This is a genomic window from Neglectibacter sp. CSJ-5 (genome assembly GCF_032490475.1).
GTDB classification, from domain to species: domain Bacteria; phylum Bacillota; class Clostridia; order Oscillospirales; family Acutalibacteraceae; genus Hominenteromicrobium; species Hominenteromicrobium mulieris.
This window is the reverse complement of sequence record NZ_JAVYJC010000006.1, coordinates 1-25,894: the sequence shown is the minus strand read 5'-3', so window position 1 is coordinate 25,894 and position 25,894 is coordinate 1. Positions and strand designations below refer to the sequence as shown.

The 25,894-nt window shown below is 53.9% G+C and carries 23 protein-coding genes, 1 rRNA gene and 1 pseudogene; 15 read left to right on the top strand and 10 right to left on the bottom strand.

All coding sequences use genetic code 11. The features are described from left to right. Nucleotides 1-8 precede the first annotated feature (8 nt). The 5 genes from R2K26_RS12025 (at nt 9) to R2K26_RS12005 (ending at nt 4,204) form a co-directional block, all read left to right on the top strand. Complete coding sequence (locus R2K26_RS12025) at nt 9-683, top strand: 4Fe-4S dicluster domain-containing protein (RefSeq protein WP_316521683.1); 675 nt, start codon at nt 9-11, stop codon at nt 681-683. 13 nt (nt 684-696) lie between these two features. Beyond that, complete coding sequence (locus R2K26_RS12020) at nt 697-2,298, top strand: FAD-dependent oxidoreductase (protein ID WP_316521680.1); 1,602 nt, start codon at nt 697-699, stop codon at nt 2,296-2,298. A 28-nt stretch (nt 2,299-2,326) separates the two neighbouring features. Further along, nucleotides 2,327-3,169: a fumarate hydratase gene (locus R2K26_RS12015; protein ID WP_316521677.1), complete on the top strand. Its 843-nt coding sequence runs from the start codon at nt 2,327-2,329 to the stop codon at nt 3,167-3,169. Between the two features lies 1 nt (nt 3,170). Next, complete coding sequence (locus R2K26_RS12010; RefSeq protein WP_176820950.1) at nt 3,171-3,752, top strand: Fe-S-containing hydro-lyase; 582 nt, start codon at nt 3,171-3,173, stop codon at nt 3,750-3,752. A gap of 134 nt (nt 3,753-3,886) precedes the next feature. Then, nucleotides 3,887-4,204: a hypothetical protein gene (locus R2K26_RS12005; RefSeq protein WP_308449317.1), complete on the top strand. Its 318-nt coding sequence runs from the start codon at nt 3,887-3,889 to the stop codon at nt 4,202-4,204. Nucleotides 4,205-4,311: 107 nt separating this feature from the next. Here R2K26_RS12005 and R2K26_RS12000 read toward each other — a convergent pair whose 3' ends face one another. Both R2K26_RS12000 and R2K26_RS11995 read right to left on the bottom strand, forming a co-directional pair. Then, entirely contained in the window at nt 4,312-5,214 is a 903-nt protein-coding gene (locus R2K26_RS12000) for a sugar phosphate isomerase/epimerase (RefSeq protein ID WP_316521671.1), read from the bottom strand. 59 nt (nt 5,215-5,273) lie between these two features. After that, nucleotides 5,274-5,876, bottom strand: a complete 603-nt coding sequence (locus R2K26_RS11995; protein WP_316521668.1) for an HAD family phosphatase — start codon at nt 5,874-5,876, stop codon at nt 5,274-5,276. Between the two features lie 236 nt (nt 5,877-6,112). On the opposite strand from R2K26_RS11995, the gene R2K26_RS11990 reads away from it, so the two are divergent. The 4 genes from R2K26_RS11990 to R2K26_RS11975 all read left to right on the top strand — a co-directional run bounded on the left by R2K26_RS11990 (nt 6,113) and on the right by R2K26_RS11975 (nt 10,595). Beyond that, nucleotides 6,113-8,275, top strand: a complete 2,163-nt coding sequence (locus tag R2K26_RS11990; RefSeq protein ID WP_316521665.1) for a Tex family protein — start codon at nt 6,113-6,115, stop codon at nt 8,273-8,275. A gap of 114 nt (nt 8,276-8,389) precedes the next feature. Next, complete coding sequence (locus R2K26_RS11985; protein ID WP_316521661.1) at nt 8,390-9,175, top strand: threonine/serine exporter family protein; 786 nt, start codon at nt 8,390-8,392, stop codon at nt 9,173-9,175. After that, nucleotides 9,172-9,636: a threonine/serine exporter family protein gene (locus R2K26_RS11980; RefSeq protein WP_316521657.1), complete on the top strand. Its 465-nt coding sequence runs from the start codon at nt 9,172-9,174 to the stop codon at nt 9,634-9,636. The genes R2K26_RS11985 and R2K26_RS11980 overlap by 4 nt, the downstream gene beginning before the upstream one ends. Next, nucleotides 9,633-10,595 (top strand): RluA family pseudouridine synthase, encoded by a 963-nt coding sequence (locus R2K26_RS11975; RefSeq protein ID WP_176820956.1) that lies wholly within the window; start codon nt 9,633-9,635, stop codon nt 10,593-10,595. The genes R2K26_RS11980 and R2K26_RS11975 overlap by 4 nt, the downstream gene beginning before the upstream one ends. A 98-nt stretch (nt 10,596-10,693) precedes the next feature. Here R2K26_RS11975 and R2K26_RS11970 read toward each other — a convergent pair whose 3' ends face one another. From R2K26_RS11970 to R2K26_RS11950, 5 genes and pseudogenes are all read right to left on the bottom strand, one after another. Next, entirely contained in the window at nt 10,694-11,881 is a 1,188-nt protein-coding gene (locus R2K26_RS11970; RefSeq protein ID WP_316521652.1) for a peptidoglycan DD-metalloendopeptidase family protein, read from the bottom strand. After that, complete coding sequence (gene ftsX / locus R2K26_RS11965; RefSeq protein ID WP_176820958.1) at nt 11,874-12,785, bottom strand: permease-like cell division protein FtsX; 912 nt, start codon at nt 12,783-12,785, stop codon at nt 11,874-11,876. The genes R2K26_RS11970 and ftsX overlap by 8 nt, the downstream gene beginning before the upstream one ends. Nucleotides 12,786-13,000: 215 nt before the next feature. Beyond that, a pseudogene (gene ftsE / locus R2K26_RS11960) lies at nt 13,001-13,654 on the bottom strand (cell division ATP-binding protein FtsE); the annotation flags it as partial. A gap of 295 nt (nt 13,655-13,949) precedes the next feature. After that, nucleotides 13,950-15,035, bottom strand: coding sequence for a CdaR family transcriptional regulator (locus R2K26_RS11955; RefSeq protein WP_176820960.1), 1,086 nt, complete (start codon nt 15,033-15,035; stop codon nt 13,950-13,952). 265 nt (nt 15,036-15,300) lie between these two features. Then, complete coding sequence (locus R2K26_RS11950) at nt 15,301-16,893, bottom strand: SH3 domain-containing protein (protein WP_316521643.1); 1,593 nt, start codon at nt 16,891-16,893, stop codon at nt 15,301-15,303. Between the two features lie 424 nt (nt 16,894-17,317). Here R2K26_RS11950 and R2K26_RS11945 point away from each other — a divergent pair, with 424 nt between their 5' ends. The 5 genes from R2K26_RS11945 to R2K26_RS11925 all read left to right on the top strand — a co-directional run bounded on the left by R2K26_RS11945 (nt 17,318) and on the right by R2K26_RS11925 (nt 22,756). Beyond that, nucleotides 17,318-19,939: a valine--tRNA ligase gene (locus tag R2K26_RS11945; RefSeq protein WP_316521640.1), complete on the top strand. Its 2,622-nt coding sequence runs from the start codon at nt 17,318-17,320 to the stop codon at nt 19,937-19,939. After that, nucleotides 19,939-21,219 (top strand): folylpolyglutamate synthase/dihydrofolate synthase family protein, encoded by a 1,281-nt coding sequence (locus tag R2K26_RS11940; RefSeq protein WP_316521636.1) that lies wholly within the window; start codon nt 19,939-19,941, stop codon nt 21,217-21,219. The genes R2K26_RS11945 and R2K26_RS11940 overlap by 1 nt, the downstream gene beginning before the upstream one ends. A gap of 133 nt (nt 21,220-21,352) precedes the next feature. Beyond that, complete coding sequence (locus R2K26_RS11935) at nt 21,353-21,682, top strand: anti-sigma factor antagonist (RefSeq protein WP_176820964.1); 330 nt, start codon at nt 21,353-21,355, stop codon at nt 21,680-21,682. After that, entirely contained in the window at nt 21,679-22,122 is a 444-nt protein-coding gene (gene spoIIAB, locus R2K26_RS11930; protein ID WP_308449306.1) for an anti-sigma F factor, read from the top strand. Before R2K26_RS11935 ends, spoIIAB begins: the two co-directional genes overlap by 4 nt. Further along, nucleotides 22,112-22,756 carry a sigma-70 family RNA polymerase sigma factor gene (locus R2K26_RS11925; RefSeq protein WP_316521624.1) on the top strand — a complete coding sequence of 215 codons (645 nt, stop codon included), beginning with the start codon at nt 22,112-22,114 and terminating at the stop codon, nt 22,754-22,756. The genes spoIIAB and R2K26_RS11925 overlap by 11 nt, the downstream gene beginning before the upstream one ends. Here the strand turns inward: R2K26_RS11925 and R2K26_RS11920 are convergent. The 3 genes from R2K26_RS11920 to metA are packed head-to-tail and all read right to left on the bottom strand — an operon-like array spanning nt 22,724 to nt 24,999. Beyond that, nucleotides 22,724-23,365: a GNAT family N-acetyltransferase gene (locus R2K26_RS11920; protein ID WP_316521621.1), complete on the bottom strand. Its 642-nt coding sequence runs from the start codon at nt 23,363-23,365 to the stop codon at nt 22,724-22,726. The genes R2K26_RS11925 and R2K26_RS11920 overlap by 33 nt on opposite strands. A gap of 46 nt (nt 23,366-23,411) precedes the next feature. Further along, complete coding sequence (locus tag R2K26_RS11915; protein ID WP_316521619.1) at nt 23,412-24,032, bottom strand: HAD family hydrolase; 621 nt, start codon at nt 24,030-24,032, stop codon at nt 23,412-23,414. Nucleotides 24,033-24,078: 46 nt separating this feature from the next. After that, nucleotides 24,079-24,999, bottom strand: a complete 921-nt coding sequence (gene metA / locus R2K26_RS11910; RefSeq protein ID WP_176820968.1) for a homoserine O-succinyltransferase — start codon at nt 24,997-24,999, stop codon at nt 24,079-24,081. A 576-nt stretch (nt 25,000-25,575) separates the two neighbouring features. Here metA and R2K26_RS11905 point away from each other — a divergent pair. Continuing rightward, nucleotides 25,576-25,894: ribosomal RNA gene (locus R2K26_RS11905) — 16S ribosomal RNA — on the top strand; the annotation flags it as partial.

Genomic DNA, 25,894 nt, shown 5'->3' with positions numbered 1-25,894 from the left:
GGCGTAACATGGAAAATATGGTAAATGTATATTTTTTCGGTAAGAAGTACAGCGTCCCCGCAGACCTCACGATTATGACCGCTATGGAATATGCCGGTTATACGCTGAAAAGAGGCTGCGGCTGCCGTCACGGTTTCTGCGGCGCCTGCGCAACTATCTACCGCATTAAGGGTGTGAACGAGCTGAAGACCTGCCTTGCCTGCCAGACACAGGTGCAGGAGGGCATGTATGTTGCAAGCATTCCGTTCTTCCCCACAGACAAGCGTACTTATGACATCAACGAGATCAAGCCGAACCAGCAGATCATGATGGAGCTTTATCCGGAAATTTACAGCTGCATCGGCTGCAACGCCTGCACAAAGGCCTGCACGCAGAACCTGAACGTTATGCAGTACATTGCATACGCACAGCGCGGCGAGCTTGAAAAGTGCGCAGAAGAGTCCTTCGACTGCGTAAGCTGCGGCTGCTGCACCGTCAGATGTCCCGCGGGCATCTCTCACCCGATGGTCGGCCTGCTGGCAAGACGTCTCACCGGCAAGTACATCGAGCCGGTGAGCAAGCACCTGACAAAGCGTGTTGAAGAGATCCACGAGGGTGCATACGACGAGCTGATCGAGCAGATCATGCAGAAGCCGATCACCGAGATGCAGGAGCTCTATAACAACAGAGAGATCGAGAAATAAGGAGGGTATAGCCATGTTTACACCGGAAATGCTTGCCTCTGTCAAAAAAGTAGAGGCAACCAGACAGGAACGCCTGGGCATGGAACCCAGACGTATGACCGCAGAAGAAAAGGATGCCCTTCTGAAGGCGTACCATCCTGATTACAGAGAAGACGGCTTCGATACCATTAAGATCGGCCCGAACAAGGGTGAGAAGGTACCGAAGGAGCTTGGTCATCTGCTGCACTCCAACAGCCGTTTGCTCCACCACCCGATCGATCTGACGAAGATCGATTACGACACCGACGTGCTCGTCATCGGCGGCGGCGGCGCAGGTGCTTCCGCAGCTATTGAGGCGGACAACGCAGGTGCAAAGGTCATGATCGTGACAAAGCTGCGCATCGGCGATGCGAACACGATGATGGCAGAAGGCGGCATTCAGGCTGCCGATAAAGAGAACGACTCCCCGGTTCAGCATTACCTCGACGCGTTCGGCGGCGGCCACTTCGCTGCCCGCCCGGAACTGCTGCGCCGCCTTGTTATGGAAGCTCCGGACGCTATCAAGTGGCTGAACGAGCTCGGCGTTATGTTCGATAAGACCGAAGACGGCACCATGGTCACCACCCACGGCGGCGGCACCTCCAGAAAGAGAATGCACGCCTGCAAGGACTACTCCGGTGCGGAGATCATGCGTACCCTGCGCGACGAAGTTATCAACCGCGGCATCCCGGTCGTTGAGTTCACCTCTGCTGTTGAGCTCATCAAGGACGAAAAGGGTCAGGTAGCGGGCGCGGTTCTCCTCAACATGGAGACCGGCGACTACATGGTCGCACGTGCAAAGACCGTCATCATCGCCACCGGCGGTGCGGGACGTCTGCACTACCAGAACTTCCCGACCTCCAACCATTACGGCGCAACGGCCGACGGCCTTGTGCTCGGCTACCGTGCAGGCGCTCCGCTGCTGTATCAGGATACCATTCAGTATCACCCGACCGGCGTTGCGTTCCCGGCACAGATCTACGGCGCACTCGTAACGGAGAAGGTTCGTTCCCTCGGTGCAATGCTCGTCAACGTAGATGGTGAAGCGTTCATGCATCCGCTGGAGACCCGCGACGTTGCTGCGGCTTCCATCATCCGTGAGTGCACAGACCGCCACAAGGGCGTTACCACCCCGCTGGGCTCCGGCGTTTGGCTCGACACCCCGATGATCGAGCAGATCGGCGGCGAGGGCACCATTGAGAAGCGTATCCCGGCTATGCTGCGCATGTACCTGAACTATGACATCGATATGCGCAAGAGCCCGATTCTCGTTTACCCGACGCTCCACTACCAGAACGGCGGCCTCGAGATTGGCGGAGACGGATTCACAAAGGCTATCGGTAACCTGCTTGTTGCAGGCGAGGCTGTCGGCGGCATTCACGGCCGCAACCGTCTGATGGGCAACTCCCTGCTCGACATCATCGTATTTGGCCGCAACGCCGGTAAGGCTGCTGCCGCAAAGGCGAAGGAGACCGAGCTCGGCACCCTTACCCTCAAGCATATTGAGGACTATGCAGAAGAGCTGAAGAGCGCAGGCATCGAATCCGAGGATGTTTCCCCGATGCTGCTGCCGCATTACGCTCGTCACGAGAGATAATTTTTTCCGGAAAGGAATGGATAGATCCATGCGTGAAATTGAAGTCAGCCAGATCACAGACGTTGTTGAGAAGCTGTGCATCGCGGCAAACGAGCACCTGCCGGAGGACGTAAAGTGCGCCATCCGCTCCTGCCGCGCCTGCGAAGACGGCCAGATCGCACAGGGCATTCTGGACAACATCATCGAAAATTTTGAAATTGCAGATAACGAGTGCGTTCCGATCTGCCAGGATACCGGCATGGCCTGCGTATTCCTTGAGATCGGTCAGGACGTGCACTTCGTCGGCGGCGACCTTACAGAAGCCGTAAACGAGGGCGTGCGCCGCGGTTACGACAAGGGCTACCTGAGAAAGTCCGTTGTTAAGGACCCGGTTCGCCGTGGCAACACCGGCGACAACACCCCGGCTATGCTGTACACCGAGATCGTCCCGGGCGACAAGGTGAAGATCACCGTCGGCCCGAAGGGCTTCGGCAGCGAAAACATGAGCCAGATCCGTATGTTCAAGCCGTCCGCCGGCTTGCAGGGCATCAAGGACTTTATCCTTGAGGTCGTAGAGACCGCAGGCCCGAATCCGTGCCCGCCGATGGTCGTCGGCGTAGGCATCGGCGGCACGTTTGATAAAGCAGCGCTGCTTGCAAAGAAGGCGCTCATGCGCCCGCTTGATTCCGAGAACCCTGACCCGTTCTATGCAGACCTTGAAAAAGAGATGCTCGAAAAGGTTAACCAGCTCGGCATCGGCCCGCAGGGCTTCGGCGGCAAGACGACGGCCATCGGCCTCAACATCGAGACCATGCCGACCCATATTGCCGGCATGCCGTGCGCTGTCAACATCAACTGCCATGTAACGCGTCATAAGACGGAGGTGCTGTAAAATGGAAAAGCGTATTACACTGCCTTTGACTGCGGAGCTCGCAAAGACGCTCCATGCCGGTGACAGAGTTCTGCTGACCGGTACCATCTATACTTCCCGCGATGCCGGCCACAAGAGAATGTGCGAGGCACTTGCACGCGGCGAGAAGATCCCGTTCGATCCTACGGACGCTACGATCTACTACGTAGGCCCGACCCCGGCAAAGCCGGGTCATGTCATCGGTTCCGCAGGTCCTACCACCAGCGGCCGTATGGACGCGTATGCCCCGACCATGATGTCCGTGGGCGCACGCGGCATGATCGGTAAGGGCGCTCGTCTGCCGGAAGTCGTAGAAGCCATGAAGAAGTATAACGGCGTTTACTTCGGTGCTATCGGCGGCGCAGGCGCGCTGCTCGCTAAGTGCATCAAGAAGGCAGAGCTCATCGCGTATGAGGATCTCGGCGCCGAGGCACTGCGCAAGCTGTATGTAGAGGACATGCCGCTCGTCGTCATCATCGACAGCGAAGGCAACAACCTTTACGAAGAAGGCCGCGCAGAGTACCTTGCAGAGCACAAGGCACATGAAGCGGAAAAGAACGCTTAAGTTGTAAAAATAACAGGAGCGGAGCTATGGGTTAGGTTCCGCTCTTGCTTATATTAAACAGGATGTGCCGCGCACAGCTTTCAGAATTTTTTGCACAGTGCATTCCGAAAATTTAGTTTAAGGGGAATAAACGCATGACACCTGAAATGATTGCTGAAATACTGGAAACCGTAATGATCCTTGCATTCGGTCTTTCCTGGCCGCTTTCCATTTACAAATCCGTAAAGTCCAGAACCGCTAAGGGCAAGAGCCTGCAGTTTGAGATCTTCATCTGGCTTGGCTACATCGCCGGCATTGTGATGAAGTGCATCCAGTTCTTTGTCATCGGCAAGAGCGGCCCGATCTTCGTTTTGAGCTGGGTCTTCTATTGCCTGAACTTCATCGAGATCACCATCGATATGCTTCTCTACTTCCGCAACGTGAAGCTCGATAAAGAGAACGAGGGTAAGTAATTTCACATGTGTCCGAAACGGCAGCCTGCGGGCTGCCGTTTTTGCGTTGCATCAAAAAAAGACGGACACCGAATGCCCGGTGTCCGCCTGCGTTTATTAAGCTAAAATTACAGCATAAGGTCGCGGATGTACTTAATGGTGTACTTAACGCCCTTCTCGCCTTTTTCGCCCTGCCAAGTCATGGAGTGCGGTTCAATCGCGAGGTAGCCGTCATAATCGTGCTGATACAGTACCGCGAAGAATGCGCGCCAGTTGATAGAATCGATGCCTGCCGGCGGGTTGTCGTAGTAACGTCTGCCTGCTGCAAAGTCGCCCATCAGCTCGTCCTTGAGCTCCGGGTGACGAACCATCAACTCGCGGTTTTTCCACTCTGACGGCTCGTGGGAGTCGCCGTACTGGATAACGCCCTTTACGTGGCAATATACGAACTTGTCGCCCCATTCCATACCTTCCTTGAGGTATGCGCCCTTGTCGCCGCCATGTACGAAGCTGTGGGACGGATCATACTTGATGCCGAGGCCCGGAACTTCGTCCAGAACAAGCTTCCACTGCTCCGGTGTGCGGATGTAGTTGCCGCCCATCATGCAGTTGACAATGCCGCACTTCATGCCGTTTTCTTTTGCGTAGGAAACAATCTGGTTCAGAACCTTAATAGCCGCGGTGATGTTCTTGTAGTAGGAAAGCTGCGGAACATACGCAACGCTGCACAGATAATGCTTTGCGCCGAGTGCTGCGCCGAAATCGATGGCTTTCTTCACTTCGCTCCACTCCGCTTCAATCACGTCGCCGTTCTCGTCCAGAATATGGCTTGCCCAGCGGCCTACCGCGCCGACTTCAACGCCGGTTTCTTCAATGGCCTTTTTAATCTCGTCCTGGTTCTTGACGACTTCGTCCAGCGGACGACCGAAAAATTCAGGCGGGTTCAGGTCAAACTCAACGAAGTCGAGTCCGAGTTCTTTTGCGTGCACCAGTGTTTTGGCTTCCGGTGCACCGATAATACCGAGTTTCATTGTGATTCATCCTCTCATAAAAACTAAACAATAACTTGATCGGCAAACACTGCCGATTTTTACCATGTTACACCGAGCACGTGCAAGTCGCGGTCGGTCTGTTCCTTGTTTTCTACCGTGATGGCGTGCAGACCAAATTTCCGCGCAGCTTCGGTGTTTTTCGCGTTATCATCGAGGAAAACGGCGTTTTCCGGCGTGATGTCGAAGCGCTCGCACAGTGTTTCATAAATTTTCCTGTCCGGCTTTACGAGCTTTACCTCATACGAAATGAGTGCGCCGTCCGCATACGGCAGGAAATCAAACGTGTCTTTCACACGGTTAAAGCCGAATTCGCTGAAGTTTGAAAGTATGTAGACCTTGTAGCCTTTCTTTTTCAAATCGCGCACCCAGTCCGCCGCGTAAGGGTACACGGTGACAAGCTCATGGCTGTCGTGAACAATGCGCCTGATTTGCTCCGGGTAGTCCGGCGCGTTTTTCGTCAACAGCGCGACAACTTCTTCCTCTGTCAGCACGCCGCGGTCGATCTCTGCCCACTCGGGACTCATCACGGTTGCGTTTGCAAGTGTATCGACAAGATCTTCGCCGAACCACTCCACAAAGCTGTTGTGCCAGTGCCATTCGGTCAGCACATTTCCAATATCAAAAATAACGGTATCAATCATAAAAAATCTTCTTCGCCTCAAACACGGCTTTTCCTTTGTGATGATTTGTGTTATAATAGAGACGGAATTTCAGGTAAAATTCACATTCTTTTGTTTATTATACTATGAAAAACTCAAAATTGCAATGCCTTTTAGACGGAATACACATACGCATTTAAGGGAAGTTGCCGTGTGTAAAGTCGGGCGTCTATACGGAAAGGATAGCTTTCACAAATTTGAAAGCCGGGGAAAACAGCATGACAAATTACGCGGCCGCGCTGGCGGCGCAGTTTCACTTAAAAGAACAGCAAACGGCAAAGCTCATTGAGCTCATCGACGCAGGCAACACCATCCCGTTTATCGCGCGGTACAGAAAAGAGGAGCACGGATCGCTCGATGACCAGACCATCCGCACGGTGTACGAGCGCCTGCAGTACCTGCGCAATCTTGATACGCGCAAGGCGGAAGTGCGCGAGCTTATCGAGGGCACGGGAAATTTGACGCCTGAAATTGAAAAAAGCCTTACAAATGCGGCAACGCTGGCAGAGATCGACGATATTTACCGCCCGTTCCGCCCAAAGCGCAAAACGCGTGCCGGCATGGCGAAAGAGCGCGGCTTAGAGCCGCTTGCAAAGAAAATTCTGGCGCAGGAAAAGGGTGTTGACCCGATGAAGCTCGCCGAGGGTTACGTCAACGCAGAAAAGGGTGTTAATACATCGGAAGACGCGCTGAGCGGCGCGAAGGATATCATCGCGGAGACAATTTCCGACGATGCCGTTATGCGCCGTCGCCTGCGCATGGCTGCCATGGCGCAGGGCGTCATCACGAGTCGCGCCGCAAAGGACGAGGATTCCGTGTATCGCATGTATTATGAATTCTCTCAGCCGGCGGCAAAAATCGCAGGCCACCGCGTTCTGGCGCTGGACCGCGGCGAGCGCGAGGGCCTTTTAAAAGTTTCGCTCGAAATGGATGACGTGCGCGGGCAGGCAATCTTGACCTCTGCTTACGTAAAGGGCAATTCCGCGTGCAGCGAAGTCGTACGCGAAGCCGCAGTTGACGCATACGGCCGTCTCATTTTCCCGTCTATCGAGCGGGAAATTCGTGCGGAGCTGACCGAAAAAGCGTGCGACAACGCCATTAAGGTGTTCTCCGTAAACCTCCGCCAGCTTTTGATGCAGCCGCCCGTCAAAGGCCGCGTGACCATCGGCCTTGATCCCGGCTACCGCACGGGCTGCAAGGTCGCCGTCGTCGATGCCACAGGCAAGGTACTCGACACCGGCGTTATTTATCCCACGCACAGTGAGGCACGCGTGCGCGAAGCCAAACAGACGCTCGTAAGGCTTATCAAAAAGTACGGCGTCACACTCATCGCCATCGGCAACGGCACGGCGTCGAAGGAAACAGAGATCTTCACCGACGAAACGCTGCGCGAAAATCATCTTGATATCGATTACATGGTTGTCAGCGAGGCGGGCGCATCGGTCTATTCCGCGTCGAAGCTTGCGGCGGCAGAGTATCCGGAGTACGACCTGACGCTGCGCAGCGCCGTTTCCATCGCGCACCGCTTACAGGATCCGCTTGCAGAGCTCGTGAAGATTGACCCGAAGGCCATCGGTGTGGGGCAGTATCAGCACGATATGCCCGCAAAGCGTCTGGATGAAGCGCTTGGCGGCGTAGTCGAAGCCTGCGTGAATGCGGTCGGTGTTGACCTCAACACGGCATCACCGTCGCTGCTCGAAAACATCGCGGGCATTTCCTCCGCCGTGGCGAAGAACATCGTCGCGTATCGGCAGGAAAACGGCGCGTTCACAACGCGCACACAGATCAAAAAAGTGCCGAAGCTCGGGCCGAAAGCGTTCGAGCAGTGCGCAGGTTTTCTGCGTGTGCCGGAAAGCAAGAATATCTTAGACCACACCGGTGTGCATCCGGAATCGTATGATGCGGCAGGCACTTTACTCACCGCCTGCGGCTATGACCTCAAAAAAGCGTCGGAGGGCGGCTTTAAGGGGCTCAAGGAGAAAGCGGAAAAGCTGGGCATCGCAAAGCTCGCCGTGCAGTGCGGTGTAGGCGAGCCGACGTTAAAAGACATCATCGCGGAGCTTGAAAAGCCCGGCCGCGACCCGCGTGACGAGCTGCCCAGTCCCATCCTGCGCAGCGACATCAAGGACATGAAGGATTTGAAGCCCGGCATGGAAATGCGCGGCACGGTGCGCAACGTCATCGATTTCGGTGCATTCGTCGATATCGGTGTGCATCAGGACGGCCTTGTGCACATCACGCAGATCTCTGATAAATTTGTGCGTCACCCGTCCGATGTTTTGAAGGTTGGCGACATTGTGACCGTGTGGGTGCTTGCCGTAGACGTCGCGCGCGGTCGTATTTCCCTCACGATGAAAAAGCCGAAAGAGCAGCAAAATTAAAAAATCGCGGACAGTTTTGCGCTTTTTGTCCGTGAACGGTTGACACGAAGGCTCGGACGCGGTAAACTTGTTTTCGGCAAAACACAGAAAACATGGGGCGAAAGAGGAAATAAGATGGCAGAAGAACGCAGTGAAAGTGCAGCGGGACTTTCCTTTAAAATGGGGGAGGCGCTGCTCAGAAACGGCGCGGAGATTTTTCGCGTGCAGGAGACCATGGAGCGCGTGGCGCGCGCCTATGACATAGAAGAATACGACGTGTACGTGCTTTCCAACGCAATCTTTGCAAACGCAGTGGAAAACGGAGAGAAGATCGACACGAAGCTAAAATTCGTGCCCGGCTCCACCATTCATTTCGGGCGTATTGCGGGCATCAACCAGCTTTCACGCGAAATCGTGGAGGGCAAAGTCACGGTGGAGGAAGCCTATGCGCGCTTGCGTGAGATCGTCTCTATTCCGTATACGCACCCCATTCGGCTCGACCTTGCGTGTGCCGTAGGCAGCGCGTGCTTCAGCTACCTGTTTGGCGGCACCGTGTTCGACGCCGCTGCGGCGTTCATCTGCGGCTTTGTTTTGCAGGTGTTCCTAAACGCCATCGATAGCCGCACGGCCTCTAAATTCATCATCAATCTGGCGTCAAGCGCCGTTGTGGCGGTTTGCGCCGTGCTGCTGTTTACCGTGGGGCTCGGCGACAGCTTAGATAAGATTATCATCGGCTCCATCATTCGTCTTGTGCCCGGCGTGGCGCTGACGACCTCCATCCGCGACTTTTTAAACGGAGATTATCTGAGCGGAACCATCCGCATAATCGACGCATTTCTGGTCGGCGGGTGCATCGCCATCGGCGTCGGTGCCGTGGTGATGACCTACATCAGCCTAACAGGAGGTGCGCCGCTCTTATGACACCGGAAGTTGTTTTCGATTGGGCAATCCAGACCGCGGTGGCGTTTGTGTCCACCATCGCGTTCGCCATCATTTTCCATACCCCGCGCGAGCAATACATCTGCGCCGGGCTTGTCGGCGCGTTCGGCTGGCTCATTTATATCGTCTATGTCTATTTTACGGGTGACGTTGTGTTCGCGTCGTTTTTTGCGGCGCTCGGCCTCACCTATTTGGCGCGTGTATTCTCGTTTGCGCGCAAAGCGCCGCTGCCCGTGTTCCTCATCGCCGGAATTTTTCCCGTTGTGCCCGGCGCCGGTATTTATTATACGGGCTATCACATTTTCATGAACAACAACGTAGAGGCGATGTCCAAGGGCGTGGAGACCATTAAAATCGCCATTGCCATTGCGCTCGGCATCGGCATCGTCGTCTCACTGCCGCGCTTTTTCTTCACACTGCGCCGGAAAGGAAGCACCACTTGAAACAGGTTACCATCGCTCAAAACGACGCTAACCAGCGCGTCGATAAATTTCTCACAAAAACATACCCTAACCTGCCGCAGTCTATGCTGTATAAGGCTATCCGCAAAAAGGACATCAAGGTAAACGGCAAGCGCTGCGAGATTTCCACGCGATTGCAGGAGGGCGACGTGCTGACGATGTACTTGAAAGACGAGTTCTTCGCGCAGGCGCCGAAGGAATACGATTTTCTGAAAGCCCCACTGAAGCTCAACATCATCTATGAAGACGAGAACATCATGATCCTCGATAAAAAGCCGGGGCTCATCGTGCACCCGGACGAGCACTATCATTTTGATTCGCTCATCGCGCGCGTGCAGCACTATCTTTACGAAAACGGGGAGTATGACCCGGAAGCGGAAAATTCTTTCGCCCCGGCGCTTATCAACCGCATAGACCGCAACACGGGCGGCATCGTTATGGCGGCCAAAAATGCTGAGACACTGCGTATCATGAACCAAAAGGTTAAGGACCGTGAGATGGATAAGCTCTATCTCTGCGTTGTGTGCGGCGTGCCGAAGAAAAAAACGGATATTTTAACGGGCTATCTTGAGAAAAACGAGAGCCAGAACCGCGTGTATATCTCGAATAAAAAAACGCCCGAAAGCCGCAGCATCAGGACAAAATACACGGTGCTTGAGACCCGCCGCGATTTCAGCCTGCTCGAGGTGGAGCTGCTTACCGGCCGCACGCACCAGATCCGCGCGCATATGGCGTCCATCGGCCACCCGCTTGCGGGCGACGGCAAATACGGCAAAAACGTGCAGAACAAAAAGACGGGCTTCCCGTATCAGGCGCTTTATTCCTATAAGCTCATCTTCCGCTTTACGACCGAGGCCGGCATGTTAAGCTACCTCGACGGCCGCGAGTTCACGGCACAGGACGTCTGGTTCCTCGATGAATTCCGCGCGTTTCCAAAGTAATTCAAATCCCAATAGAACAGAAACGCTCCCGTTTCCCTGCGCAGTGCAGAGGAACGGGAGCGTTTCTTGTGTGTTATAAGGATCAGAGGAGTGTGATATTAAAAGTAATTGAACGGGTTCGTGGTGCTGCCGTAGTAAATAACTTCAAAGTGAAGGTGCGGGCCCGTAGAATTGCCCGTAGAGCCCACGTAGGCGATCGTTTGGCCGGGGGAGACGGTATCACCCACAGAGCACGCAAGGGCGCTGGCATGCGCGTAGCGCGTGGAATAGCCGTTGCCGTGGTCAATGAACACGCAGTAGCCGTAGCTGTCCATCCAAGCGCTGTAAATGACTTTGCCGCCGTCTGCCGCAACGATGGGCTTACCGTAGATGCCGCCGCCCGCAATGTCGATGCCGCGGTGGCCGCCGTCGCCGTAATAGCAGGTGATGTAGGTGTAACCCGGCATCGGCCACACAAAGCTGCCCGTGCCGATATATCCGACACCGCTGTCGTAAGAGCCGCCGGAGTTCGTGCTTGCGGCTTTCAAAGCGGCGTAGTAATCTTCGTACCATTTATCAATGGCCGCATCGGCCTCTTCTTTTTCCTTTTCGAGGCGCTCGGCTTCCGCCTGTGCTTCGGCTTCGTTCTGCTCGGCCTCGTCTAAGAGCTTCTGGTTTTCGAGGTACAGTGCGGAGAGCTCATCGCTTTTGGAATCGAGATCCTTTTTGTCGGTGCTCAGTTCTTCTTTGTCCGCGTTGATTTTTTCCACCTGCTCCTGAATGGAGGTCAGTTGCTCTTCAAGCGTGTCCAAAAGCTCGGTGTCGTGCTTTGTAACGGACTGTATGACTTCACTTTTCTGCGTGTAATCCACAAGGCTTGTGCTGCTCAGCAAAATGGAAAGGTTAGAAGCTTCGCCCGCCATGTATAAGGCGCGCAGGCGCTTTTTCAGTTTCGTATAATTTGCGTTGATGCTGATGCGTGTGTCGGCAATATCCTGCTCGCCCTGTTCGATCTGCGCATCCAGCTCGTTGATGCGCTGCACCAGAATGTCAAGCTGCTGCTGGATAATATCAATCTTGCCCTGCAGCTCGTCGCGGTAGGCGCGCTTTTGGCTTACGTCATCACGCAGTTCTTCAAGGCGCTTGTTGTTTTCTTCCTCTTGCTTTTCGAGTTCGGCAAGCTGAGATTTTAAGTCCGTGATGGATTCTGCCGAAACGTTCGGCAGCTGCACCACGCCGGAATAAAAGGCTAAAAGACCTGCAAGCGTAAACGCGGTCAGACCGCGCAGAAAGCTGTGCTTACGCAACTGCGTTCTCTCCTTCGTTATTGAGATATTTGCCGATGGAAATGCTGCCGCCGAAGAGGCCGAACAGCGCACCGACAATGGCGTAGCCCGCAATGATGTACATCACATACGGGTCGATATCCACAGCGTTAAGGAACGGCACGATGTTATAAAGCGCCTGTACCGCGTACTTATAGGCAACGAGCAGAATCGCAACGGAAATGCCGCCGGAAATGAGGCCGATGAGCATGCCTTCTACGATGAACGGGATGCGCACGAAGCCGTTCGTTGCACCGACGGACTTCATAATGCTGATTTCCGTGCGGCGGGAGAACATCGTGACCTTAACGGTGTTGGAAATGATGAACAGGGAAACGATGGCGAGGATGACGATGATTGCGAGGCTTGCCACGCGCACGATCATATCGATGTTTGAAAGCTTTGTGGCAATGTCGCTGTAATCGGTGTAGTGATCCACGCCCTCAATGGCCTGTATCTGCTGTATAGTTTCGTCATATTTGGAGAGATCATGCATGGAAATTTGATAAGCGTCCGGCAGCGGGTTTTCGTCGCCGTCCAAACCCTCCAGCACAACGGCATTTTCGCCGAGCAAGTCCATCATGTCGGCAAGACCATCGTCTTTCGGTACAAAGGTGCACTCACTCACGTTTTCAATGCTGCGAATCTGGTCGCCAACCTGCACGGCGGAAAGTGACGGCAAACCGTTCGTCAGATACACCGTGATGCTGTTGTTGTCTTCAATGGAGGACATCATGGAGGTAAGGTTGATGGAAACAAGGCTTGCGCAGCCGGTCAAAAGCAGGCAAGAGATCAGCACGCCGATGGAGGCGATACTCATCGTTCTGTTTTTCCAAAGGTTTTTTACGCCTTCTTTGAGCAAATATCCGAAATTATGAAACTTCATGGGAATCTGTTACCATCCTTTCACACAGGTCAGCCGTTTGCCTGGTCGTTGTTTTGCGGAGTTGTGAATTCTTTCGTTGCATACGGCTGTGCGTCGGCATCCGCCTTGGCGCGTGCTTCCTTTGCACGGCGAATGGCCTCGCGGTCTACGGCTACGGTCTCCTGTGTGGCAACAGCCTGTGCCGCAGCCTGCTGCTCCTTGGAGATGGCAGCGGTATCGGCCACAATCTCGCCGCTGTGAATCTGAATGATGCGCTTGTGGAAGTGCTTGACAAGGGAGTGCTCGTGCGTGACCATCAGCACGGTGGTGCCGCGCTCGTTGATGGCGCTGAGCAGATCTACGATCTCGTAGGAAAGTGCCGGGTCGATGTTGCCGGTCGGCTCGTCCGCGATGATCATGGAGGGGTTATTGACAAGGGCGCGCGCAAGGCCCACACGCTGGCGTTCGCCGCCGGACATTTCGGTGGGGTAATGCTTTGCTTTGTGCTGTAAGCCCACAAGACCCAGAATATACGGCACACGCTTTTTAATGGCCTTCGGGGAGGCGCCCACAACGCGCATGGCAAACGCCACGTTGTCGTACACGGTCATGTGGTCGATGAGACGGAAATCCTGGAACACAAGGCCCATTTTTCTGCGCACATACGGGATTTTACCCTTGCGGATGTGGCTGATGTCCTGTCCGTCAATGAGCACCTGACCCTCGTTCGGGCGCTCCTCACAGGTGATGAGCTTCAAAAAGGTACTTTTGCCCGCGCCGCTGGAACCGACGATAAAGACGAACTCGCCTTTTTCGACCTTCAGGTTGATGTTGTGCAGCGCTTCCGTACCGTTATTGTAAACTTTAGAAACATTGCGGAATTCGATCAAAGTGTACTCCTCCTTTGGAGATATAAATAAACTCGGCGCGGCAGAATGCCCGCCCGGTCATTTGCAAATGAAAATCTCATTTGGGTGAAATACCGCAGAAAGCCTACGATACCACCTTGCTATTATACCAACATGGTTTGCATTTTTAATTCTAAAAAAGAATTATTCGTTATACTTTTGTAACTTTTGTAACTTCTTGTAATGAAAAATTTGCGCAGAAAGCAGCAGCGCCGCACAAAGCCGTGTAAAGGCTCTGTGCGGCGCTGCATTAGGAATAAATAAAACGAGAAATCAATCAGAATTTAGAGGGGCTGCTGGAAAGGTACTTTTTGACCATCAGCGCTACCTTAAAGACGATGGCGTCCTCAAACTCACGCAGGTCAAGGCCGGTAATCTTCTTGATCTTCTCAAGGCGGTAAACAAGCGTGTTTCTGTGGACGAACAGCTTTCTGGAGGTCTCGGAAACGTTCAGGTTGTTTTCAAAGAAACGCTGAATGGTGAACAGCGTCTCATGGTCAAGGGACTCAATGGAGCCGCGCTTGAAAACTTCCTTCAGGAACATTTCGCAAAGCGTGGTCGGCAGCTGATAAATCAGGCGGGCAATGCCGAGGTTGTTATAGCTGACAATGGTCTTTTCGGTGTCGAATACCTTGCCGACCTCAAGCGCAATCTGGGCTTCCTTAAAGGAGCGCGCAAGATCCTTGATGCTGTCCACAACGGTGCCGATGCCCACAACGCAGTGGGTGTAGAACTCGCTCGAAAGCGTGTCTACAATGGAACCGGCAAGCTTATCGATGTCGCGCGGGTCGATGTTGGAGCGAATCTCCTTCACGAGCGCAATGTCCGTCTCATTGATGTTGATGACGAAATCCTTGTTCTTGTCCGGGAACAAATTCTGCACCACGTCGTACGCGGAAACGTCGGTCTGGTTCGTCACTTTGATGAGCATGCAGACGCGGCTGACATCAGAGTTGAAGCGCAGCTCACGGCTCTTCAAATAAATGTCGCCGGGCAGGATGTTATCGAGGATAACGTTCTTGATGAAGTTGCTGCGGTCGTATTTTTCATCGTAATACTGCTTGATGCTGTTCAGAGAAACAGCCAGCAGGCCGACATATTTTGCGGCTTCCGGGTCGTTGCCGGAGACGAACACTGCGTATTCCGGGCGCGGGCGGCTGCCGAAGGATTTATATGTGTAGTTGCCGGAAACAAATGCAGCCTGAGATGCAATGTCTTCCGCCGTTACGGATTCCGTTACTTCGCCGATCTTGCCGAGCTCGCTGCATGCGATGATCACGGAGGACTCGTCGATGACGCCGATCGTGCGGTCAATGGAATCGCGCATCTGATGAATGACGCCCTGAAACAGTCTATTGGACATGATTTCCTCTTTTCTCCGTCGCTTCAAATTCAGTCCTGCGCGGTTTTCGACGGCTCCCGCACAGTTATCCATTCTCTATGTTATCTATATTACAGAATTAAAACCGATTTTTCAAGTCTTTTTGAGTATTTTTTTTGAGAGTTCGTAAATCTGCACAAACTGAAAAACTCTTTTTTGCTCTGTAAGCAATTTAGGCCCCATATAGCGACTAAAAACAGGAGCGGCACAGGAAAAACGCCCGTGCCGCCCGAAATTGCGATGCTCTTTACTTTAAGTATTCGGTGAAAACATAGCCTGTGCGGCTGCCGTAGCTCACCTTGTACCACTCGCTTGTGGTCTTTTCCAAAACCGTCACGCTTGCGCCCTCCGGGATGACCGTCAGCACATTTGTGTCCGTGCCGGTGCCTGCACGCAGGTTAAGATATGCCGTGGTGCGCATCGTATCGGAAGAAACGGAGTTGTCCGTGCTGCCGGAATTGCTGCCGTTCATTGTGATATATTCGCTGAACATATATCCGCTCTTGCCGTTCACGGTCACGCCGTACCAGTCGCTCACGCTTGTGTCCGTCACAGTGATGGCCGTACCGTTTGCGATAACGCCGAGGGAGCGGTAGTTTGTGCCGCGGCCTTCGCGCAGGTGTACGTCTTCGTTCGTCTGTGCGGAAGCGGAGCCGTCTGTGCTGCCGGAAGACGTGTTGTTATCGGAGCTATCCGTGTCGGTCAGCTTGATGTATTCGCTGTACATGTAGCCGCTTTTGCCGTTTACGGTCACTGCATACCACACGTCGCTTTTATCCGTTACGGTAATGGCCGTGCCGCCCGGAATCACGCCGAGTGAACTGTAATTCGTGCCTTTGCCGCTGCGCAGGTGCACGCCGGTGGTCGTCTTTGCGGCCTCGCCGTTTGTGCCCGTGTTGGAATTATCGGAGCTGCCGGAGTCGGAAGAATCATCCTCGTTCACCGTGCCGGTCACGTTTAGATATTCGGAGAAAACGTAGCCCTTCTGACCGGAAGCCGTTGTCACGGCATACCATTCGCTGTTCTTCGTGCTTGTCACGTTCACTTTTGTACCCTCTGCCAGCACCGTAATGGTGTCATAGCTAAGGCCCGGGCCCTTGCGCAGGCGCACACCGGCAGTCGTCTTCGCGTTGAATGCGGAGTCTGCTTCGGAGAAGCTGCCGTTTGCGGAAGACGGCGTTTTGTCGGAAACACCGTCGCTGCCGAAGGTATACGTCACACCGTTGATGGTGCGGGTGGTGTTGATGACATATTCGCCGTTTTCATAATAGAAATAGTCGCCGTCAAACTTATACCAGCCTGTCGTGGGGTATGTAATGCTGCCAAGCTTGTGCCATTGCAGCCAACCATGGCCCGGAATGGATTCGTAGCGCATATTAACGCCCCATGTGCTGTTGTCCACCACCATGCCGTTGCCGACGTACACGCCCACATGGTCATAGTTCGCAATGGTCACAATTAGGCCGTGCGTGCGCGGGATCGTATCGATAGGGCCGGATTCCACCGCGTCGTTCGCCTGCGCCGTAACGGTGCGGGGATAGTTCCAGTTCGGCTGAATGTTGCTGTTATCATCCACCCAGCAGAAGTAAGAATAAATAAGACCGCTGCAATCCGAGGCACGCACACCGTTCGAGTTGAAGTTGCCGTAAGCGCCGTAAGAATACTGCCAACCGTCGCGATAGGCCTTTAAAGCGTGCTCCGCAAGGCCGATGGACGTCAGCTCCGCGGAAGCCGCGCTGACGGTCGTGCCGGTGTTCGGCAGTACAGTGCTGCATATCAAAATAAGCGCGGCAAGCAAAAAGACCGCAGCCGTTCGGGAAAGCTTTTTCACGTTCTGCATTGTTGAGTTCCTCCGTTCGTCATTACATTATATAAACGTATAAGCGTGTGTTCACGGCGGACGGTCCGCCGCAAAGATGTGGGCAACAGTTATTACAAATCGGTAACATTGTATCACAAAGATTACAAAAATGCAACCCCTATTCGTTTTCACGTGCAAAGAGACTTATACGATCTGTATACAACATTGAAAACGCAGAATGTTTCACGCTGTGAAATGTTATAAGACCGCCGGGTTTTCCACAAATCGCTCACCCTGTGGGGGAAAGTTGGGTGTATCCGTAAAAACCGCAGAATCCCCCGCCGAAACGCCCGGAAACCTTGACAAAATCCCGTGAAAATGCAATAATATTAAGTCAATAGAATGTCATCAAACACACTATTTATAAACACGCTTGTGTTTTGATAAACTGGAGGGAGAAAACGTGTCTAAAGAGCTTGCTAAGGCTTACGAGCCGAAAGAAGTTGAAGACCGGATCTATGACTTCTGGATGAAGGGCAAATACTTTCATGCCGAGGTAGATCCCAAAAAGAAGCCGTACACCATCGTCATTCCGCCCCCGAACATCACGGGTCAGCTTCACCTTGGCCATGCCATGGATGAAACGCTGCAGGATACGCTCATTCGTTGGCGCAGAATGCAGGGCTATTCCGCTCTGTGGCTGCCGGGCACCGACCACGCTTCCATCGCAACGGAGGCAAAGATCGTAGAGGCCATGCGCAAAGAGGGCATCACAAAGGAAGAAATCGGCCGTGAAAAGTTCCTGGAGCGCGCCTGGGCGTGGAAGGATCAGTACGGCGGCAGGATTGTCGAGCAGCTCAAAAAGCTCGGCTCCTCCTGTGACTGGGACCGCCTGCGCTTCACGATGGACGAGGGCTGCAACAAGGCCGTCAACCACGTTTTCAAGAAGCTGTACGATAAGGGGCTCATCTACCGCGGTGAGCGCATCATCAACTGGTGCCCGCACTGTAAGACCTCCATTTCCGACGCCGAGGTCGTGTTCGAGGAAAAGGAAGGCTCCTTCTGGCATCTGCGTTACCCGTTGAGCGACGGCTCCGGCTACATTGAGCTTGCGACCACCCGCCCGGAAACCATGCTGGGCGATACCGCCGTGGCGGTGCACCCGGATGACGAGCGCTACAAAGCACTCGTCGGCAAAACGGTCATTCTGCCGCTCGTCAATAAAGAAATCCCGATCATTGCCGATAGCTATGTGGAGCAGGACTTCGGTACCGGTGTTGTGAAGATCACCCCGGCACATGACCCGAACGACTTCGAGGTTGGTCTGCGCCATAATCTGCCCGTCATCAACGTCATGGACGACGGCGGTGTCATCAACGAAAATGGCGGCAAATACGCCGGTATGCCGGCGCTCGAGGCCAGAAAGCAGATTGTCAAGGATCTCGACGAAGCAGGCTTCCTCATTAAAATCGAGCCGATCAAGCACAACGTCGGCACCTGCTATCGCTGCGGCACCGTTGTGGAGCCGCGCGTTTCCACGCAGTGGTTTGTCAAAATGGAGCCCCTCGCAAAGCCGGCCATTGATGCCGTTAAGGACGGCGACATTCGCTTCATTCCGGAGCGCATGGATAAGGTCTATTATAATTGGATGGAGAACATCAAGGACTGGTGTATCTCCCGTCAGCTGTGGTGGGGTCACCAGATTCCGGCGTGGTACTGCGAGTGCGGCGAGACCATCGTCTCCGAGACCGTGCCTACCGTCTGCCCGAAGTGCGGCGGCACACACCTGACCCGCGACCCCGATACGCTTGATACGTGGTTCTCCTCCGCGCTGTGGCCGTTCTCCACGCTCGGCTGGCCGGATAACACCGAAGAGCTCAAATATTTCTACCCGACCAATACCCTCGTCACGGGTTATGACATCATCTTCTTCTGGGTGGCACGCATGATTTTCTCGGGTCTTGAGCACATGGGCGAAGTGCCGTTCAACACGGTGTTCTTCCACGGCCTCATCCGCGACGCACAGGGCAGAAAGATGAGTAAGTCTCTCGGCAACGGTGTCGATCCGCTCGATGTCATCAGCGTTTACGGCGCAGATGCCCTGCGCTTTACGCTCGTTACGGGCAACAGCCCCGGAAACGACCTGCGTTTCTCCGAGGAAAAGGTCAGCGCTTCCAGAAACTTTGCCAATAAGATCTGGAACGCCGCACGCTTTATCCTTATGAATATCGAAGGCAAGGACATCGACTGCGCCCTGCCGAAGAAGCTCTATACAAGCGATAAGTGGATCTTAAACCGCTTCAATAACGTTACGGCAGCCGTCACCGAAAACCTCGAGAAGTTCGAGCTCGGCATGGCGGTCAGCAAGCTCTATGACTTCATCTGGGACGATTTCTGCGATTGGTATATTGAGCTTGCAAAGATCCGCATGAACGGCGCGGACGAAGAGAGCGCAGACAGCGCCCGCCGCGTTCTCGTCTGGACGATGAGCAACACCTTAAAGCTCCTGCACCCGTTTATGCCGTACATCACGGAAGAAATTTGGCAGACGCTGCCGCATGACGGTGAAGCCCTCATCGTCGCAAAGTGGCCGGAGTACGACGAAGCCCTCTCCTTCCCGCAGGAAGCAAAGAACCTCGAAAACGTTATGGCGCTCATCCGTGCCATCCGCACCCGCCGCAATGAGATGAATGTGCCGCCGTCGAAGAAAGCGCACATCTACATCGATACCGCGCATCCGGCACCGTATGAGGAAGCGAGCGAATTTATCGCACGCCTCGCTTACGGTTCCAAGGTCGAGATCGGCACGGGCTTTGACGTACAGGGTGCCGTAACGGCTGTGACCGACGATGCAAAGGCGTTGTTGCCGATGGACGATCTTGTCGATAAGGCAGCGGAGACCGCACGTCTCAACAAGGAGCTTGCAAACGCACAGAAGCAGCTCGATACCGTCAAGGCGAAGCTTGCAAATGAAAAATTCACCTCCAAAGCGCCGCAGAATGTCATCGACGGCGTAAAGGCAAACGGCGAAAAGCTGGAAGCAAAGATCAAACTGATTCTCGAAACATTGGAGGGCTATCAATAATGACCTACGAAGAAGCACTGCAAAAGATCAATTCCCGGCTGCTTTTTGGTATTAAGCCGGGATTGGAGCGCATTGAGGCGCTCTGCAAAAAGCTCGGCGATCCGCAGAAAAAGCCGCGGTTTGTCCACGTAGCCGGCACGAACGGTAAGGGTACCACCTGCACGCTCATCGCGAGCGTGCTCAAGGCGGCGGGCTACCGCACGGGCCTCTATACGTCCCCGTATGTGCTTGATTTCCGCGAGCGCTTCCGCATCGACGGCGAAATGATCCCCGAGGCGGAGCTCATCGAAGAAGTGGAGCGCGTGTCGCCCGTTGCGGATGAGCTCGAAGCCAAAGGCGAGACAATCACGGAGTTCGAGTTCATCACTGCGCTCGCGTTCGATTGGTTCGCGCAGCGAGACTGCGATTTTGTCGTGCTCGAGGTCGGTCTTGGCGGCCGATTTGACGCGACGAATGTCATCGATACGCCGGAAGCTGCGGCCATTGCGTCCATTTCGCTCGACCACACGGCGATTTTAGGCGATACTTACGCGAAGATCGCGTTCGAGAAAGCGGGCATCATCAAAAAAGGCGGCGACGTCGTGCTGTACCCCGTGCAGGATCCGTCCGTGTTCGAGACCATCGAATCGGCGTGCAACGAGCGCGGTGCACACCTGCATATTCCGGATGAAAAGAACATGCAGGTAAACGGCACGGCGCTTACGGGCACCGCGCTCACATGGCGCGGCCTGCCGCTCACGCTGCCGTTTACGGGCGCGCATCAGGTGCACAACGCCGCCACGGCGCTTACCGTGCTCGACGTTCTGCGCGAAAAGCACGCAAACATCACCGATGAGGCGCTGCAAAAGGGATTTGCCTCGGCGTATATCCCGGCGCGTATGGAGATTTTATCCAAAAAGCCGCTCGTGCTTTTAGACGGCGGCCACAACCCCGGCTGTGCCTCTGCGTTGCATGAAGTGCTCAAAACACATCTTTCCGGCCGTCATATCACAGCCATTATGGGCATGATGGCGGATAAGGACAGCATGCGCTATCTGGAGCTGACCGCGCCGCACTTTGAGAGAATTATCACGGTGCAGCCGCAAAACCCGCGCTCTTTATCGGCGGAAGCCCTCGCGGACGAAGCAAAGCACTTCTGCAAAGACGTGCAGCCTGCGCAGAGCATGAAAGACGCGATAGAGAAAGCGACCGTTTCGGGCGACGAAGTGCTCGTCATCTGCGGTTCATTCTTCTTAGCATCTGAAATTCGCGACCTCGCCATCGAAAAATACAAGGCGTAACACAAATTTAATCGGCCGACACACTGCGGCAAAAAATACGGACAGGTTCCTTTAGAATTTTCTAAGGAGCCTGTCCTTTTTGTTATTATTTAAATTTCAAACGGACATTTCGGGCCTTAAAGGAGCGAACACGATGAACTTGCGAATTGAATTAAAAGGCGGTGCGATGACGGCCTCCATGCGCGGCGAGCTTGACCACCACACTGCCGGTGAAATGCGGGAGCAGATCGACAGTACAGCGAAAAAAGTGCGCCCGCAAAAACTGATTTTAGATTTTAAAGAGGTACCGTTTATGGATTCCTCCGGCATCGGGCTGATTCTCGGCCGTGTCCGCACGGCGGCACTGTGGGGCGGGCACGTCACCGTACGCGGATTGTCACCGCAGTTAAAGAAAATGGCGGAGCTTTCCGGCGTCTCCGCGCTCGCGGTGCTGGAAGACGCCGGGAAAGGAGCGAAAACATGAAACAGATCATCAACCGCATGGAGCTGCGCTTCCCGTCCGGCTCCGTCAACGAAAGCTTTGCGCGCGGCGCGGTCTCCGCGTTCGTCCTGTGCCTTGACCCCCTCGTCACAGACTTAAACGATTTAAAGACCGCCGTCAGCGAAGCCGTGACGAACGCCATCGTTCACGGCTACCGCGATACCATCGGCACCGTGTACATAACGGCTGTAATCTACGCGGACGGCACCGTGCAGGTCAAGGTGCGCGACCGCGGCTGCGGCATCCCGGATATCGAAAAAGCCATGGAGCCGCTGTTTACCACCGGGGGAGAGGAGCGTGCGGGGCTCGGCTTTGCCGTGATGCAAAGTTTCTGCGACAGCGTGCGTGTCATTTCAAAGCCTCAAAAAGGCACCACCGTGACGCTCACAAAACGGTTTGAGCGCAAGCCGAATGGAGAATAAAGACTTTGCCGAGCGCAACGTGGGGCTTGTGCGCGCGCTTGTGCCGCGTTTTCTCGGGCGCGGCATCGAATACGACGACCTCTTTCAGGCGGGCTGCGAGGGGCTCATCAAAGCCGCCGCACACTTTGACCCCGACCGCGGCTATAAGTTTTCCACATACGCCGTGCCTGTCATTTTGGGCGAAATGCGCCGCCTGTTCCGCGAGGGCGGCACGGTAAAGGTCTCGCGCGGGCTGAAAGAGCTTTCCATGAAAGCGGTGCGCCTATCCGAACAGATCGAAACGGAGACCGGCAAAGCGCCGAGTGTGTCCGTTCTTGCGGAAAAGCTCGGTGTTCCCGAAGAAAAGTGCGCGGAAGCCCTGAATGCCGCGGCACAGCCCGTCTCCCTCACCGGTGATGACGAAAACAACGAGACGGACATTCCCGTCGACGCACCGGAAGAAAAAATCACCGATCACCTTGCCTTGCAGCAAATACTAAAGGCGCTGCCCGAGGAGGATCAGCGCCTTATCTATTATCGCTATTTTAAAAATCAGACCCAAACGGAAACGGCCAAAAGGCTCGGCACCACACAGGTGCAAATCAGCCGTCGCGAGAAAAAATTACTCCTCCGTCTGCGTGGTCTGCTGCTGTGAGCTTGTTTCCGCGCCCGCCAAAACGGTGCGCGTGTTCTTTAAGAAGTTGTAGTCGCTCAGCAGCATGGCGTAATACGCCAAATTCACAACGCCCTGGCGCTCCCAACGGTGGCATTCGCGCAGAACGCCCTCGCGCTGAAAGCCGGATTTCTCCAAAATGCGCTGCTTGTCAATGTCCGCATCTAAGCAAACGGACTGCACGCGGTTCACGCGTGCCATCTCAAACAGGTAGCGGCACAGCGCGCCTATGGCTTCTGCCGGATATTCCGTGCCCACACAGCGGCGGCCGAACAAAAAGCGCAGCTGCACCATGTTCATGCCCTCGTCCGCACCGCCGATCTCGATCCACCCGATGAGGTGTGCGAGGTCGGTGTTTGCATATACGCCGAGCGTTACGGTGCGCTTTGCGGCAAACTGCGCGTTTGCATCCTGAATCTTATATTCCGCCTGCACGCGCTCCTTGGCGGGCGCTTCATATTCGTAGCGATACAGTTCTTCGTCCTGCATAATCTCCCACAGTGCGTCGCCGTCCGCAAAGCCAAGGCGGCTCAGCGTCACGTTTGCACTGGTGAGAAACGGGCAGCTCTCAAAAAGCAATTCGGTTCTCATTTCGGTTTCTCCCATCCCTCATAGTATCGTAAGCGGAAGCGGCGTCTTAAACCAGTGCCGGCAGCTCCGCAATGTCGTAAATCTTCGGCACGTTTTCCACATTGCCAAAGCCGTAAGCGGCGAAAATAAACGGCACGCCCGCCTGTGTCGCGGAGTTATAATCCCACACCGTGTCGCCCACGTATACCGGGGCTTTCAAGTGATTGTGCTCCGCGACCAGCGCGATGTTGTCTGCCTTCGGCTTACCTGTGCTGCCCATGCACTCATAGTCCGTAAAATACTGCGCCATGTTGTGCGCCTTCAAAAACGCCTGAATATACCCGTTGTCGCAGTTGCTCACAATGCACAGCGTGTGCGTTTCGGAAAGCTTTTTCAGTGTCTCGTGCATGTGTGGGTACAGCTTTGCGCCGTGCTCCGCAAGATATTCACATTCCAGTTTGAAATTCTCGTTAAAGATCTGCATTCGGCGCTCGTAAGAAAGGTACGGGAACAGCTTCTCCGCCAGATCGTCCATACCAAGGCCCATCACGCCTGCGTATTCCTCTTTTGTGGGCAGGTGCGTCACGTCCGGCTGCGTCTTCAAATATTCGAGCAGCACCAGGCGTCCTTCCTCCACAGCGTCCCATAGGGTGCCGTCCAGGTCAAAAATAATGCCATCGTATTTCATCGGAAATCTTTCTCCTTTATATATAATAGTATAGGGGAGAGGGCGCTCAGCCCTCCAAATGGTTCAGATCATACGGCGTCTGCTGATAAACGTAGTAGTTCAGCCAGTTCGCAACAAGCAGATGTGCGTTGCTGCGCCACGTAAACGGCGGTGTCTTCTGGTCGTCGTCATCCGGGAAATAATTGTACGGCACTTTGGGATTCAAGCCCTTATTGATGTCGCGGAAGTATTCCTTCGCCAGCGTGTCGCGGTCATATTCCGCGTGGCCCGTCACAAAGAACTTGCGCCCGCTCTTTTCGGCGACGATATGCACGCCCGCAAGGTCGGAGAGCGAAAGTACAATGAGCTCGTCGTGCTTTTTAATGTCGTCAAGGTAAACCTCCGTGTAGCGCGAGTGCGGCGCAAAGTAGTTATCGTCAAAGCCGCGCATCAAGGGGTGATACGGGTTCAACACATGGTGATTGTAAATGCCGGAGAGCTTTTCCTTCATCAAATGCTTCTGAATGCCATAATGGTAGTAAAGACCGGCCTGCGCACCCCAGCAAATATAGAGAACGGAATACACATGCGTTTTGCTCCATTCCATAATGGCACACATTTCGTCCCAGTAGTCCACTTCCTCAAACGGCATCTTTTCCACCGGCGCGCCCGTGATGATGAGGCCGTCAAAGCGCTGGTCCTTCACGTCGTTAAAGGTCTTATAGAATGTATTCAGATGATAAGAGCTCGTGTTGCGGCTGACATGCGATGCCATGTGCAGCAACTCAACGTCCACCTGCAGCGGCGTGTTGCCCAGCAAACGCAAAAGCTGCGTCTCGGTCTCGATCTTTGTCGGCATCAAATTAAGTATCGCAATCTTTAAAGGGCGAATGTCCTGCAAAGCGGCACGCTCGTGCGTCATCACAAAGATGTTTTCGGACTCCAAAACCTCAATGGCGGGCAAATCCGCCTGTATACGAATAGGCATTGCTTTTTTTTACCTCCGTCATATATACTATTATATAGGGCACAGGGGCCCGATACGTTTCAGTATAGCATACTTTGTCCCTCTGTAAAAGAGAGTAAAAGCGGTTTGAAGCGATTTTTTTCAAAGTTTTTTCAAAAGTTTTTCGGACTTTTTTCAGAAAAAACCGAAAAACGCAAAAGAAAAAGCAAAAGCGGTGGTTTTGTTTACACTGTATGTTGTTGATTTTGCGAAAGCAAAACACAATATATGTACACAAGAAAGAAAATCGAAAAAAACTTAAAAAAAACGAAAAAAAGTGTTGACAAAAAGGGTTCCCCGTGGTATTATATACAAGCGCTCGAGAGAGACGGCAAAAAACCGAAAGCGAAAAGCTTGAAAGGAAAGCCGCTTGAAAGAGAGCACAGGACCTTGAAAATTAAACAACGAGAGAAAGAATGGAACCTGTAATTTCTTTGAGAAACTCAAAGAAACTTACGAGAAACAGAACTCAACAAATCTGTGACGAACGTCAGAACGACGTTATGAGCGAATTAAAGCTCTGAAAAAGATTTGAATGCGAAAGCGTTTAGATACAATTTTTTAGAGAGTTTGATCCTGGCTCAGGACAAACGCTGGCGGCGTGCCTAACACATGCAAGTCGAACGGAGTTGAAAGGAGCTTGCTTTTTTCAACTCAGTGGCGGACGGGTGAGTAACGCGTGAGTAACCTGCCTTTCAGAGGGGGATAACGTTCTGAAAAGAACGCTAATACCGCATGAGATTGTAGTTTCGCATGGAACAGCAATCAAAGGAGCAATCCGCTGAAAGATGGACTCGCGTCCGATTAGATAGTTGGCGGGGTAACGGCCCACCAAGTCGACGATCGGTAGCCGGACTGAGAGGTTGATCGGCCACAT

Excerpts from the sequence above, each read along its gene's own strand:
- metA (WP_176820968.1), bottom strand. The coding sequence starts at position 24,999 with ATGCCTATTCGTATACAGGCGGATTTGCCCGCCATTGAGGTTTTGGAG.
- R2K26_RS11990 (WP_316521665.1), top strand. The coding sequence starts at position 6,113 with ATGACAAATTACGCGGCCGCGCTGGCGGCGCAGTTTCACTTAAAAGAA.
- ftsX (WP_176820958.1), bottom strand. The coding sequence starts at position 12,785 with ATGAAGTTTCATAATTTCGGATATTTGCTCAAAGAAGGCGTAAAAAAC.
- R2K26_RS11925 (WP_316521624.1), top strand. The coding sequence starts at position 22,112 with ATGGAGAATAAAGACTTTGCCGAGCGCAACGTGGGGCTTGTGCGCGCG.
- R2K26_RS11940 (WP_316521636.1), top strand. The coding sequence starts at position 19,939 with ATGACCTACGAAGAAGCACTGCAAAAGATCAATTCCCGGCTGCTTTTT.
- R2K26_RS12010 (WP_176820950.1), top strand. The coding sequence starts at position 3,171 with ATGGAAAAGCGTATTACACTGCCTTTGACTGCGGAGCTCGCAAAGACG.
- R2K26_RS12015 (WP_316521677.1), top strand. The coding sequence starts at position 2,327 with ATGCGTGAAATTGAAGTCAGCCAGATCACAGACGTTGTTGAGAAGCTG.
- R2K26_RS12005 (WP_308449317.1), top strand. The coding sequence starts at position 3,887 with ATGACACCTGAAATGATTGCTGAAATACTGGAAACCGTAATGATCCTT.
- R2K26_RS12025 (WP_316521683.1), top strand. The coding sequence starts at position 9 with ATGGAAAATATGGTAAATGTATATTTTTTCGGTAAGAAGTACAGCGTC.
- R2K26_RS11985 (WP_316521661.1), top strand. The coding sequence starts at position 8,390 with ATGGCAGAAGAACGCAGTGAAAGTGCAGCGGGACTTTCCTTTAAAATG.
- R2K26_RS11980 (WP_316521657.1), top strand. The coding sequence starts at position 9,172 with ATGACACCGGAAGTTGTTTTCGATTGGGCAATCCAGACCGCGGTGGCG.
- R2K26_RS12020 (WP_316521680.1), top strand. The coding sequence starts at position 697 with ATGTTTACACCGGAAATGCTTGCCTCTGTCAAAAAAGTAGAGGCAACC.
- R2K26_RS11920 (WP_316521621.1), bottom strand. The coding sequence starts at position 23,365 with ATGAGAACCGAATTGCTTTTTGAGAGCTGCCCGTTTCTCACCAGTGCA.
- R2K26_RS11935 (WP_176820964.1), top strand. The coding sequence starts at position 21,353 with ATGAACTTGCGAATTGAATTAAAAGGCGGTGCGATGACGGCCTCCATG.
- R2K26_RS11950 (WP_316521643.1), bottom strand. The coding sequence starts at position 16,893 with ATGCAGAACGTGAAAAAGCTTTCCCGAACGGCTGCGGTCTTTTTGCTT.
- R2K26_RS11955 (WP_176820960.1), bottom strand. The coding sequence starts at position 15,035 with ATGTCCAATAGACTGTTTCAGGGCGTCATTCATCAGATGCGCGATTCC.
- R2K26_RS11915 (WP_316521619.1), bottom strand. The coding sequence starts at position 24,032 with ATGAAATACGATGGCATTATTTTTGACCTGGACGGCACCCTATGGGAC.
- R2K26_RS12000 (WP_316521671.1), bottom strand. The coding sequence starts at position 5,214 with ATGAAACTCGGTATTATCGGTGCACCGGAAGCCAAAACACTGGTGCAC.
- spoIIAB (WP_308449306.1), top strand. The coding sequence starts at position 21,679 with ATGAAACAGATCATCAACCGCATGGAGCTGCGCTTCCCGTCCGGCTCC.
- R2K26_RS11995 (WP_316521668.1), bottom strand. The coding sequence starts at position 5,876 with ATGATTGATACCGTTATTTTTGATATTGGAAATGTGCTGACCGAATGG.